This is a genomic window from Providencia sp. JGM181 (assembly GCF_018257375.1).
In the GTDB taxonomy this organism is placed as follows: Bacteria; Pseudomonadota; Gammaproteobacteria; order Enterobacterales; family Enterobacteriaceae; genus Providencia; species Providencia lanzhouensis.
Genome location: NZ_JAERJY010000110.1, coordinates 1 through 12,326, shown reverse-complemented (window position 1 = coordinate 12,326; position 12,326 = coordinate 1). Strand labels below are relative to the sequence as shown.

10 protein-coding genes are annotated in these 12,326 nt (G+C 41.6%); 3 read left to right on the top strand and 7 right to left on the bottom strand.

Translation table 11 applies throughout. The features are described 5' to 3' along the window. The 7 genes from JK188_RS13245 to JK188_RS13215 all read right to left on the bottom strand — a co-directional run. Window positions 1-1,188: hypothetical protein (locus tag JK188_RS13245; RefSeq protein WP_211888650.1), on the bottom strand; the 1,188-nt coding region annotated here is incomplete at its 3' end. A 176-nt stretch (window positions 1,189-1,364) separates the two neighbouring features. Then, window positions 1,365-2,033, bottom strand: a complete 669-nt coding sequence (gene artM / locus JK188_RS13240; protein WP_211885021.1) for an arginine ABC transporter permease ArtM — start codon at window positions 2,031-2,033, stop codon at window positions 1,365-1,367. Then, window positions 2,030-2,770, bottom strand: coding sequence for an arginine ABC transporter permease ArtQ (artQ, locus tag JK188_RS13235; protein ID WP_036951876.1), 741 nt, complete (start codon window positions 2,768-2,770; stop codon window positions 2,030-2,032). The genes artM and artQ overlap by 4 nt, the downstream gene beginning before the upstream one ends. Before the next feature lie 12 nt (window positions 2,771-2,782). Beyond that, on the bottom strand, window positions 2,783-3,526 hold the full coding sequence (gene artJ, locus JK188_RS13230) for an arginine ABC transporter substrate-binding protein (protein ID WP_036951873.1): 744 nt from the start codon (window positions 3,524-3,526) through the stop codon (window positions 2,783-2,785). A gap of 36 nt (window positions 3,527-3,562) precedes the next feature. Further along, a complete protein-coding gene (gene artP, locus JK188_RS13225; RefSeq protein ID WP_036951870.1) occupies window positions 3,563-4,291 on the bottom strand; it encodes an arginine ABC transporter ATP-binding protein ArtP in 729 nt (242 codons plus the stop codon). A gap of 99 nt (window positions 4,292-4,390) precedes the next feature. Beyond that, the gene (locus JK188_RS13220; RefSeq protein ID WP_132494437.1) at window positions 4,391-5,872 is read right to left on the bottom strand and encodes a DUF2867 domain-containing protein; all 1,482 of its coding nucleotides are present in this window, start codon (window positions 5,870-5,872) and stop codon (window positions 4,391-4,393) included. Between the two features lie 51 nt (window positions 5,873-5,923). After that, window positions 5,924-6,823 (bottom strand): lysine exporter LysO family protein, encoded by a 900-nt coding sequence (locus tag JK188_RS13215; protein WP_036951864.1) that lies wholly within the window; start codon window positions 6,821-6,823, stop codon window positions 5,924-5,926. Between the two features lie 444 nt (window positions 6,824-7,267). Between JK188_RS13215 and JK188_RS13210 the strand changes: the two genes are divergently transcribed. The 3 genes from JK188_RS13210 to macB all read left to right on the top strand — a co-directional run bounded on the left by JK188_RS13210 (window position 7,268) and on the right by macB (window position 12,096). Next, complete coding sequence (locus tag JK188_RS13210) at window positions 7,268-8,932, top strand: ATP-dependent nuclease (RefSeq protein ID WP_036951861.1); 1,665 nt, start codon at window positions 7,268-7,270, stop codon at window positions 8,930-8,932. A gap of 108 nt (window positions 8,933-9,040) precedes the next feature. Further along, window positions 9,041-10,150 carry a macrolide transporter subunit MacA gene (gene macA / locus JK188_RS13205; protein ID WP_211885022.1) on the top strand — a complete coding sequence of 370 codons (1,110 nt, stop codon included), beginning with the start codon at window positions 9,041-9,043 and terminating at the stop codon, window positions 10,148-10,150. A gap of 2 nt (window positions 10,151-10,152) precedes the next feature. Further along, window positions 10,153-12,096 carry a macrolide ABC transporter ATP-binding protein/permease MacB gene (macB, locus tag JK188_RS13200; RefSeq protein ID WP_211886341.1) on the top strand — a complete coding sequence of 648 codons (1,944 nt, stop codon included), beginning with the start codon at window positions 10,153-10,155 and terminating at the stop codon, window positions 12,094-12,096. Window positions 12,097-12,326 lie beyond the last annotated feature (230 nt).

Sequence of the window (12,326 nt, the reverse complement as noted above, 5' to 3'; positions counted from 1 at the left end):
ACAGACTATATTTACTTTATTTTTTATGAGTACATTTTTTATATTAGTTTGAATATCTTCATCAGAAAATTCAGGTAAGCTAAGTTTGTTTTGGCTGTTGGCTATTTTATCAATTATGCGGACGTTAAGTAATACATGACCAGCATAAGAATGTTCAGTTTGATCATTGGTACTAAATTCATCGAAAAATTGGGATAATTGCTTGAAAAAGCTGTAGCTATCTTCATCAAATAGAATGCCATTGTTTGGATCAAAAAATGTATATATTACTTTCTTGCTATTGCTTTTGGCAGAAATAGCCATACAGTGGTCGATTGTTTCTACGAGAGAGTAATAATAACCTTTGCTTTTTATTGATTCACCAATATCCATTTCTATATCAGCTAGTGTTTTTAACTCGCCATAATGATTGGTATTTTGTCTGTTTTCCAGTGGTTGAGCATCATTGTTGATTAACCCTGCACGAATTCGTCTATCAACAGAAATTAGACTCATTTTGTCTACTTCAAATTTTAAAAAGGCAGTCAAAATTAAATGGGCATCATTGGTTGTTAACGGTATTTTATGGGTCAATTTTTCTCTTATTGGCACTATTTCTTCCTGGGATAAATGCAAGCTGCTGGAACAGTTTCTATCCAGTATTTTGTCTATAAAAAAAGCTAAATTAGCAGGGAAATTATAGTTAATGAGGAATGTATCAGGCATATTTAACCTTCTATTAATTTCACCTGATTTTAGTAGCTTATTTAAATATCTAACATTGTCTTCTTGCGGGTAAATATCTCTGACAGAGATATTATTAATGTCCAATGCGAGTTTATTTAATTCAAGTGAATTTATGTAGTCGGCTTGCTCATTGATAGCTTGATAAATCAAAGTGTTAAATTCAGCCATTTTAAATTTTTTAGTGGAATTTAAAACATATTTATCCAGCGTGTTTTTGGGATGCTCTTGACTCGATATGATATGAAATGCGTCACTAAGTTTTTTGATATATTGGGAACCAAGATTATGACTTTCATACATCATAAAATAGTTGGAAAGACCGGAGCAAATACCCGCTTGAATAGGACTAATATTTGATACTTTGACAAGCTTATTCTGAAATAGATCGGGGATATTTGTTGCTATGTAATTAACAATAGGTTCTTGTTGAAAGGGAACGGAAAATTTAGTGTGTGTAATCATCTCGATAGCCTTATTTAATCAGTATAATTTTGCAATGATTCATGCTACCAATACAAAAAAGGTCTATCTTTCAAAAAACAATATAATATATAGAAATGATTGGTTATGTATGTTTTTCATACAAAAAAGCTTGGCATAAGGCCAAGCTTTTTCATTTAAAAACAATCTGTTAATTTTTAGCTACGATGTTCAAAAGCCAGTGCTTTACGCTCAATCAGACGCATAATTAATGTCAGAATCGCATTCACCACAAGATAGATAATCCCTGCCGCGACAAACGCCATCACATCCCATGTCTGTCCAAATACTTGGCTACTGTAGCCCATAATATCCAGCATCGTAATGGTACTGGCGAGAGAGGTACTTTTGAAAATCAGCACCACTTCGTTGGAATAGGACGAAAGCGAGCGTTTAAATGCATAAGGTAGAATAATCCGCATGGTTTGCAGTTTACTCATCCCGAGCGCTTGACAAGATTGCCACTGGCCGGATGGAATGGCTTTTACCGCACCGTGGAATAACAGGGTGGAATAGGCCGCACTGTTTAATGCCAGCGCTACCATCGCACAAACCCATGGTGTCGAAATAAATTCCCATAGCATTGGGTAATCTTGTAGTGACTTAAATTGGCTTGGACCATTATAAATCAAGAAGAATTGCACCAATAACGGCGTACCCGTAAATAGGGTGATATATGCTTTAACCGCTTGTGAAACGACGGGAGTTTTGAGGGATAAGATCAGCGTAAAGAAGATGGCTAAGATAAAAGCCACTAATAATGCACTGAAGGTCAGCGACAAGCTGGTCGGTAATCCCGGTAATATTTGCAGAATTAAATCGATCATTTCGCATCACTCCGTTCAAAACGCGTGGTGCGTAGTTCAATACGTTTTAGCACCAATTGGCTTAAGAGGGTGATAGCGAGGTAAATCAGACCCACAATAGCGTACCAAGTAAATGGTTCATGGGTACGGTTCACAATGGTTTTGGTTTGTAGCATTAAGTCATTGACACTAATTAAGGAGACTAACGCGGTATCTTTGAGTAACACTAACCATTGGTTACCTAAGCCTGGAAGGGCATGGCGCCACATTTGTGGCATGATATAGCGAAAGAAAATGGTGCGTTTGCTTAATCCAAGTGCTAATCCCGCTTCCCATTGACCATAAGGTACGGCTTTCAAGGCACCACGCAAGGTCTGGGAGGCGTAAGATGCATATAACAGCGCGAGCGCAACTACACCACAGAAGAATGGTGTGTAGTCAAATTCGCCGCTATCAGCAAAGAAAATGCTCGGGTCAATTTGGAAAGTACCTTGCCAGAAACCTAAGTTAATGGCGATACCATCACCTAACAGGTTAATAAGCTGGAGGGTTCCAAAATAGACAAACAGCACCACCAGTAGTTCAGGTAAACCACGGATAAGCGTGACCCAGCAGGTTCCTAAAAAGGCGAGAGGTTTGAACCGAACAGATTCCCACGCGGTAAATAGCATTGCGAGAACCAATCCAAGGACTAGCGCTAAAACGGCAAGGCCGACGGTAATACCGGCGGCACTTGCTAAAAAGAATAAATCATTCATTAATTATATCGACTACTGTTGAAACCATTTTTTATGGATAGCATCGTAGGTGCCATCGGCTTTAACTTCAGATAAGGCTTTGTTCATCTTATCCAGCAACTCTTTGTTGCCTTTACGAACAGCGATACCTAAACCAATACCAAAATATTGTGGATCGGTCACTTTGTCGCCCACAGCGGCTAAGTTTTCATTACCTTTCGCTTTTAACCACTCATCAGCAACAGCTGTGTCACCGAATACCGCATTAATACGACCGTTTTGCAGATCTAAAATGGCAGATTGGTAGTTATCATAAGGGACAACCGTCATATCTTTATGTTGTTCCAGAATGTATTTCTGGTGTGTGGTACCGTTTTGTACCCCGATTTTTTTACCTTTTAACTGGTCAACGGCAGTAATCTTATCTTTTACTGCAATAAACTCAGCGGAGTTCGGATAGTAAGTTTCGGTGAAATCCACTTGTTGTTGACGCTCAGGGGTAATATCGATACCCGCCATTAACGCTTCAAAGCGACGGAATTTCAGGCTTGGAATTAAGCTATCAAAAGATTGGTGTGTGAATGTGCAGGTTGCATTCATTTTTTCACACATTGCATTTGCCAGATCCACGTCAAAACCTACGATTTGGTTGTTTTTATCAAACATTTCAAACGGGGCGTAAGTTGCTTCAGTTGCAAAACGGATGGTCTCTTTTTCCGCCGCCGCCGCAGATAGGGTTACAGCGCCTAATAATGTAGCTAATAATAATTTTTTCATTGCTTAATCCTATATCTATTAGTGGGACAGAATCTATTAATGGGATAGATAATTTGCAAATGCTTCGGTTTGAGGTGCAGCGAAGTGGCTAGCATCTCCTTGCTCTACAATATGACCGTTTTCCATATAGACCACACGGCTTGCGGTTTTACGGGCAATTTCAACTTCATGGGTCACGATAACTTGGGTGATCCCCGTTGCTGAAAGTTCACGAATAATATCCACCACTTGCGCTGTAATTTCAGGGTCAAGTGCGGCTGTTGGCTCATCAAATAACAGAACTTGAGGTTCCATCATCAAGGCACGAGCAATCGCGACACGTTGTTGCTGTCCACCGGATAAATGCAGGGGATAACGGTCAGCAAATTGCGATAAACGTAAGCGCTCTAACAGCTTAGCGGCTTTTTCTTGTGCTTGCTGTTTGGATAGCTTCAAAACGCGGCATGGCGCTTCAATCAGGTTATCCATCACACTTAAGTGAGGCCAGAGATTATATTGTTGGAAAACCATGCCTACATTTTGGCGCAGATCGCGAATGGCTTTCGCATCTGGTGTTTTGGCAAAATCAAAAGTATGGTTGGCAACATTGAGTTGACCTGAACGAGGCATTTCTAGCAGGTTCAGTACGCGCAGTAAGGAGCTTTTACCTGCGCCACTTGGCCCGAGTAATACCATGGTTTCACCAGCAGAGCACTCTAAGTTGATATCAAAGAGTGCCTGATGGTTACCGTAGAAACAGTTTATGTTTTTTAATTGAATGCTCATGCTTACCAATAATATCTAAATTAACTACCCGCGATATTAATCCTGTAAGCATATTTATGCAATGTTTTATGCATAAAAATTTGGTTTTTTACGCTAAATTTATTCTGGCTTATTGGAGCTATCTTCCACTATCGGTGCTGTCACAAGCTTTTTGTCCCGTTGAATAGCCAATTCACTAATACGCTTAGCCATGCCTTTAAAGATGAACAGATGCGCTGGCATCATCGCAAACCAATAGAGTAATCCGCTGAAACCCGCTGGGTGCCACCATGCACGAACATCAATGGAGCGTAGGTTTCCACTATCATGAATAGTGAAAGTTAATCGACCTAAACCTGGTGCTTTCATACCAAAAAGTAAGCTAAGTTGTTTATTTGGTTCCATATTAATGACTCGCCAACCATCAACTTCATCACCAACCTGTAAGGTGTCACGATCAGGTCTGCCATATTTGACTTTATTCAACATCATATCGTCCATAATGGCGCGTGTTTTCCAAAGGATATTGGCGTAAAAATAGCCTTCTTTTCCACCAATTTGCTGTACGGTATGCCAGAGCGATTCAGTGGATGCGGTGGTGCTAAAAGTAAAACCCGCTTGTTTAGGGTAGTAGCCGTAACCTGGTCGCCAGCGTTTTCTCACCTCGGGATCGTAACCCCAATCAGAGTTATCAATGGCACTGGCTTCTTCCGCTAATGTGGTTCTGACTGCATCATCAAATGAAATCAGCGTTTGCGGGATAAGCTCGCGAATGAGTTTATCGTCCGCAGGCAGATCGTGTTGTAAGCCTTGGATCAACTCTTTGGCAATAGTCGGCGGCACTGAAGTTATCAAGCTAATAAAGTGCACGGAGATCATGCTGACAGGGATCGGAATTGGAATTAACAAGCGACGCTTTCCTGAGACTTTAATAAAGCGCTTGAAGAGCTCTTGGTAGCTTATATATTCAGGACCTCCCGCATCTAACACTCGACTTTCTGTCACGGGAAGTTGGGCTAACTGGGTGAGGTAATACAGGATATTTTCAAGGGCAATCGGGGATGATTTTGAACGTACCCAACGAGGCGGCGTCAAAATGGCGAGGTTATATACCATATCGCGCATAATTTCGAAGGCCGCAGAACCTGAACCAACAATTATGGATGCGCGAATTTCAGTCACAGGAATACCACTTTCGCGCAGAATCTCCCCTGTTAAGCGTCTGGCAATTAAATGCGGGGAATAAGTATGCCCATGTTGCAGTGCGCTGAGATAAATCACCTGCTTGACGTTAGAGCCTTGCAGCGCATTTTGTACATTGCGTGCCGCTTCACGTTCACGTTCAATAAGATTGGCTTGATCCGCCATGCTATGAACGAGGAAGTAAACAATATCCACCTCGTCCATGATATTTTTCAGGGTTTCAGGCTGGTGTAAATCCACATAGATACAGCGAGTATCCGACCAACCTTGGGATAGCATCCAGTCTACACGTCGGGCGGCGGCAGTGACTTCATGACCTTCTTCCAATAATTTAGGAATTAAATTTTGCCCAATATAGCCACTTGCACCTAGTACTAAAACTCGTTGTTTACCCGTCATGTTAATTTCCTGTGATACCTAAATTAACGGCTATTGTGACTGAAATTCTACTTATGTAAAGAAGGCCATAAGGATTGGCGTAATTAGACTTAAAACGAAGCCGTGAACGATAGCCGCGGGGACAATCGACACGCCACCACTACGCTGCAATACTGGCAAAGTAAAGTCCATAGACGTAGAGCCACAAATTCCCAATGCAGTAGAACGATAGCGATTAATGATTAATGGAATCAACATGATGGCAGTTAATTCTCGCAACAGATCATTAAAAAATGCGGCGCTGCCCATCACAGGACCATAAGCATCGGTAATTAAGATACCGGTAAGTGAATACCAACCGAATCCAGAGGCGATAGCTAACCCCATTTTGATAGGAAGCCCAAGGAAAAAGGCTGCGGCTGCCCCACCGATAAGGGCGCTAACCCCCATGACTAAGGCAATCGTTGTTCCTCGGCGGTTAATTAAAATCTGTCGAATATGCATGCCACTATTACGCAGTTGTACCCCAACCAGTAACAGCAGCAACATTAGCGCCACTTGGCTGCCTTTATCCGCATAATGTAAGAATTTAAACCCCGTTAATCCTACTAAAAAGCCAATGAGTAAGACACCACACAGCTGCAAGGATTCAAATACCATTTTGATACGTGAAGGGGGCTTTTCTTGCTTGTGCTGTGGGACTTTCCACGGATCAAGTTTATCCAGGAGAATTAAAGAAAGCGCATTGAGGCCAAAAATGCAGGCGAAGAAGGTCAGGGCATAAATTAAGATGGACACTAAATGTGCGCTGAGGTTTTCAAGCAAAGCAAGGGTAATACCCATTAAAAATAAAATGACGTACACCATCGAATTTAAAGACTGATGAACTCGATGAAGAACATTTTTATTTTTTATAGGTATCAAGTAACCCAGAAACAGAGGTAAAAGAATAATCAGCAAGCCTGAATACATGTTAGTGCCCTTTTATTTCATTTTGTTTTACTGCATTAACTACACTAATTTATGCCAATATAAATTTATGCCAATATAAATTTATGCCAATATAAACAACAGATTATATTTAAACATTCATGAACATTGCTATCGAAACATGAATAAATTTAGCCTGTGATGCTAAATATCACGCAGGTGATAAATATTTTTCAATGGCTGATTAACTAAAAATAGGAGAAAAATGCTGGAAAATAAAGCATAAACATCCTATATCACCAACTAAATAAGCTCAATACAGGGACATGTATCGCAACGTGTTTTTTTTGTACTGTGTTGACTCGTATAGTAATTAATTGGCTTAATGAGTAAGCTTTTATTTGAGATAGTTCAGGTTGTTTCACGGATCCTTGAGTGGTCAAGATGTTACAATCAAACTCAGTTTTCGATAGCAAGGAGAGAGATATGTATCTGGAACGTGTGGAAATATACGGATTTAGAGGGATCAACCGACTTTCTTTAGAACTTAATAATAATACCGTTCTCATCGGGGAAAACTCATGGGGGAAATCAAGTTTACTCGATGCCTTAGATATTTTGCTCTCTCCCGAACATCGCGAATACCAATTCACAGCTAATGATTTTCACCATCCTACAGGGGATGATGAAACACGTTTTCGTACTTTGCAGATTGTCTTAAAGTTCTGTGAGAGTCGTCCTGGTCGCCATCATTCTTATCGTTTCCAAAATCTAGCTTCTGTTTGGGTCGATAATGGGGATGACTTAAAACATATTTTATTCCGAGTAAGTGCGGAGCTAAAAGATGATAACAGCGTTACGGTAGATAAGTGCTTCTTAAATTCTGGGGGTAATAAATTATCCCTTGATAATGTGGGTAAGTATATTAAAGAAATTGTCCGTTTATATCCCGTAATTCGCTTACGAGATGCGCGTTTCTTAAATAGTATAAACCCCGAGACGATAGTCAGCGGAAGCAACAATTTCCGTGAAAACTTTAATCATCAGATTAAAGAATTGACGATGGCGCTGGTGAATAATCCTGAACGCTTAAGTGATAATGACCTTGAAGATGGGGTGGACGCGATGCAGCAATTGTTGAGCCACTATTTTTCAGGGAAAAGCGGTCATATGGTGAAAACGGATAATCCAATGATTAGTATCGAGCCTCGTAAGCGGGGGTGGCAGGCATTGGATAATATTAACCGATTAATAGCGAAGCCGAATCAACGTAATATTCGCCTGATTATCTTAGGGATGTTTTCATCGTTACTGCAATCTAAAGGGAATATTGAGCTGGATAAACATGCTCGCCCAATTATTATTGTGGAAGACCCTGAAACACGGTTACACCCTATTATGTTGTCTATTGCGTGGGGGCTGTTTAGTTTATTCTCCTTGCAGCGGATCACCACAACCAATTCTGGCGATTTACTTTCCCAAGCGCCAATTGATAGCTTATGCCGACTCGTCCGTGATACCAATAAAGTGTCTGCATATCGTTTGAATCCTCAGGATTTAAGTGCCGAAGAGTTACGTAAAATCTCTTTCCATATTCGTTTTAATCGACCTTCCGCATTATTTGCCCGTTGTTGGCTACTGGTTGAAGGTGAAACGGAAATTTGGCTAATGAGTGAATTTGCGAGGCAGTGTAATTATTTCTTCGAAACAGAAGGCATTAAGGTAATTGCCTTTGCACAAAGTGGCTTAAAACCTTTATTAAAATTTGCCAATAAAATGGGCATTGAATGGCATGTATTAACTGATGGGGATGAAGCAGGGCGAAAATATGCCGCAACGGCGACGCATTACGCCAACAAAATTAATTCGCCAGATAGAGACCGGTTAACCATGTTGCCTGCACCGGATATGGAACATTTTTTGTATCGCGAAGGGTTTCAAGGTTTGTACCATGAAATTGCAGAAATTCCTGAAAATGCTCGAGTATCCACTCGCCGCGTGATTTTAAAAGCGATTGCACGGACGTCAAAACCTGACTTAGCGCTGGCGACAGTAAACCGTGCCGCTGAATTAGGCCCTGAAGCTGTACCATTAGCTCTGAGAAATATGTTCTCAAGAGTCGCATGGTTGGCACGCGGTAAGGCGTATTAATATAAATTGCAGTTAATCTTAAATCTGTTTAGTGAAGAGTGATAATTATTCAGCTATCTTATTTTCAAGAGAGGGGCGGCCCTCTGATTGAAAATAGGAACAGCGTTAATGAAGGCAGCATCAAGAAAAAAATGGATTTATGGCATATTTGTCCTACTCGCGGCGCTGGCGACCGCATGGTTTTTTCTTGGTAACCAGCAGCCAGAGAGCTACCAAACGGTTGATGTGACTCGTGGTGACCTCGATAAGCGGGTTATGGCGACGGGTAAATTAGATGCTGTACGTAAAGTAGATGTGGGGGCGCAGGTTAGCGGTCAACTGCAAACACTGTACGTTAAAGAAGGTGATACTGTTAAAAAAGGCGATCTGCTCGCCGTTATTGATCCGCAAAAAGCGCAAAACGAAGTCACTGAATCTCAAGAAACTATCCATGAATTAGAATCCAATTTGGCATTGGCTCAGGCTGAATTAAAGCTTGCGCAAGTGACTTATCAACGTCATTTAAGCCTATCAAAAGTACAAGCGGTGGCTCAGCAAGAGCTGGATAAAGCCAGAACCGATGTGGAAGTGAATAAAGCGAAGGTGGCCACGTATCAGTCGCAGATTAAACGTAATCGCGCCTCTTTAGATACTGCAAAAACGAATCTGAAGTACACCCAAATTACAGCGCCAATGGATGGTATTGTGACGTTTATCAAGACATTACAAGGGCAAACGGTGATTGCAGCTCAAGAGGCACCAACGATTTTAACGTTAGCTGATTTGGATACAATGTTGGTCAAAGCAGAAGTTTCCGAAGCGGATGTTATCTACCTTGAGCCGGGACAAAGTGCATCTTTTACAGTGTTAGGCGCCCCAGATAAAAAATTCGCGGGAAAACTGAAAGATATCCTACCGACCCCTGAAAAGATTAACGATGCAATTTTCTACTATGCCCGTTTTGAAGTGCCAAACCCTCAACATCTTTTAAAGCTACAAATGACCGCACAGGTAGTGATTGAGCTTGAATCCCATAAAAATGTGCTGCTCCTTCCGTTACTCGCTTTAGGAAACGAAGTCACTCCGCAAGTTTATGAAGTGGAAGTTTTGAATGATGGGATACCGCAAAAGAGAAACATTGAAATTGGCAGTCGTAACGATGTTTCAGTGGAAGTGATTAAAGGGTTGCAAGAAGGGGATAAGGTCATCGTCGGTCGCAGCAGCGATACGGAATTGTAATGATGACGACTTTACTGGATCTGCATAATATTACGCGGCGCTATCCTGCGGGTGAGCAGGAGATCACCGTACTTAAAGATGTTTCGTTGAAAATAAATGCCGGTGAAATGGTGGCGATTATCGGGGCATCGGGGTCGGGAAAATCGACGTTGATGAATATTTTGGGATGCTTGGATAAACCCTCATCAGGGGAATATTTCGTTGCAGGTCAAAATATTGCGACATTGGATAATGACCAATTGGCACAATTACGACGTGAACATTTTGGCTTTATCTTCCAGCGTTACCATTTACTGAGCCATTTGAGTGCTGAGCAAAATGTTGAGATCCCTGCTATTTATGCCGGAGCAGGCAAGTCTCAGCGACAGGAACGGGCGGTGCAATTACTTCAACGTTTAGGCTTAGGTGAACGAGTTCATTATCGCCCAAGCCAATTGTCGGGTGGACAGCAACAAAGGGTCAGTATTGCTCGTGCTCTGATGAATGGCGGACAGGTTATTTTGGCGGATGAGCCGACGGGGGCGCTGGATAGTCATTCAGGGGAAGAGGTCATGAAGATCTTAAAAGATCTTTGTGCCCAAGGGCATACGGTGATCATCGTTACCCATGACCCGAAAGTCGCGCAGCAAGCAGAGCGGATCGTTGAAATCAAAGATGGCGAAATCATCAATGATTCTGGTGTGTTAGTAACGAAGAAAGTTGAGTTCCCGGCAAAAGTCGCGATGAAGAAAAATCCATTAGGGCAATGGATTAGCCGATTCAGTGAAGCTTTATTGATGGCGTGGCGCGCGATGGTAGTGAATAAAATGCGCACCTTGTTGACGATGCTGGGAATTGTGATTGGTATTGCCTCAGTGGTATCCATCATGGTAATTGGCGATGCGGCCAAAGGGATGGTATTGAATGATATTAAATCGATTGGGACCAATACAATTTCGGTTTATCCCGGAAAAGATTTTGGCAGCGATGACCCAGAAAACCGGCAAGCGTTGAAAGCCTCTGATATTTATGCCATTGCTCAGCAGCCTTATGTTCAGTCGGTGACTGGCTCCATTGATACCTCCGCTCGATTACGTAAAGGGAATTTAGATGCGGTGGCTCGAGTCGCAGGAGTGGGGGTAGGTTATTTCCAAGTTTATGGTAATAAATTCGCTGAAGGGATGGGATTTACTCAGGATATGCTTGATCGGCGTGCGCCTGTGGTGGTGATTGACGGTAATACGAAACGACGATTTTTTCCGAACAAACAGAATGTTGTGGGTGAGACATTGCTCATCGGAAATATGCCCGCCACTGTCATTGGTGTATTAGGAGAGCAAAAGTCAATTTTTGGTTCCAGTAAAAGCCTAGAAGTGTTTTTACCCGACACGACAATTAACAGTAAGCTGATTAACCGTTCTTACTATGACAGCATTGTGGTTAGAGTGAAGGATGGCATTGATGCGAAAGTGGCTGAGCAGCAACTGACCCGTTTGCTGACTTTGCGTCACGGTAAGAAGGATATTTTTACCTATAATATTGATACATTAGTCAAAACAGCGGAAAAAACCACCCAAACTATGCAGCTCTTTTTGACTTTAGTCGCCGTAATTTCCCTTGTGGTTGGGGGGATTGGAGTGATGAATATTATGTTGGTGTCTGTGACAGAAAGAACCCGTGAAATTGGTATTCGTATGGCGGTTGGTGCTCGTACGATGGATGTGATGCAGCAATTTCTTATTGAGGCGGTGTTAGTGTGTCTTATCGGTGGCTTAATGGGAATTGGCTTATCTTATGGCGTCAGTCTGATTGCTCAAATGGCGCTGCCAGGCTGGACATTTGCATTTGATCCAATTGCACTTGTCAGTGCATTTGCCTGTTCAACGGCGATTGGGATTATTTTTGGTTTCCTACCCGCGAGAAATGCGGCGAGATTAAATCCGATTGATGCATTAGCAAGAGAGTAATTTATCCATCAGTGATTATTTGAAAAGTTGTAGAGGGGGATCTCTACAACTTTTTTCTCACTAATAAGGCAATTTATTAGATAAAATAATTAGTGAATAGCTGTTTAGGTCGAATATTTTGTGAGATTAACGGCAATGAAAAGATAATTTACTCTATATTTGCGTGTCTAAATTAGAATTATCTATCGATGAACACTCATTTTGTGAAATTTCTCTAATCAAATGTGGGT

What these genes read in the sequence shown, in the direction of transcription:
- artM (WP_211885021.1), bottom strand. Translation starts at nt 2,033, where the DNA reads ATGATCGATTTAATTCTGCAAATATTACCGGGATTACCGACCAGCTTG.
- artQ (WP_036951876.1), bottom strand. Translation starts at nt 2,770, where the DNA reads ATGAATGATTTATTCTTTTTAGCAAGTGCCGCCGGTATTACCGTCGGC.
- artJ (WP_036951873.1), bottom strand. Translation starts at nt 3,526, where the DNA reads ATGAAAAAATTATTATTAGCTACATTATTAGGCGCTGTAACCCTATCT.
- artP (WP_036951870.1), bottom strand. Translation starts at nt 4,291, where the DNA reads ATGAGCATTCAATTAAAAAACATAAACTGTTTCTACGGTAACCATCAG.
- JK188_RS13220 (WP_132494437.1), bottom strand. Translation starts at nt 5,872, where the DNA reads ATGACGGGTAAACAACGAGTTTTAGTACTAGGTGCAAGTGGCTATATT.
- JK188_RS13215 (WP_036951864.1), bottom strand. Translation starts at nt 6,823, where the DNA reads ATGTATTCAGGCTTGCTGATTATTCTTTTACCTCTGTTTCTGGGTTAC.
- JK188_RS13210 (WP_036951861.1), top strand. Translation starts at nt 7,268, where the DNA reads ATGTATCTGGAACGTGTGGAAATATACGGATTTAGAGGGATCAACCGA.
- macA (WP_211885022.1), top strand. Translation starts at nt 9,041, where the DNA reads ATGAAGGCAGCATCAAGAAAAAAATGGATTTATGGCATATTTGTCCTA.
- macB (WP_211886341.1), top strand. Translation starts at nt 10,153, where the DNA reads ATGACGACTTTACTGGATCTGCATAATATTACGCGGCGCTATCCTGCG.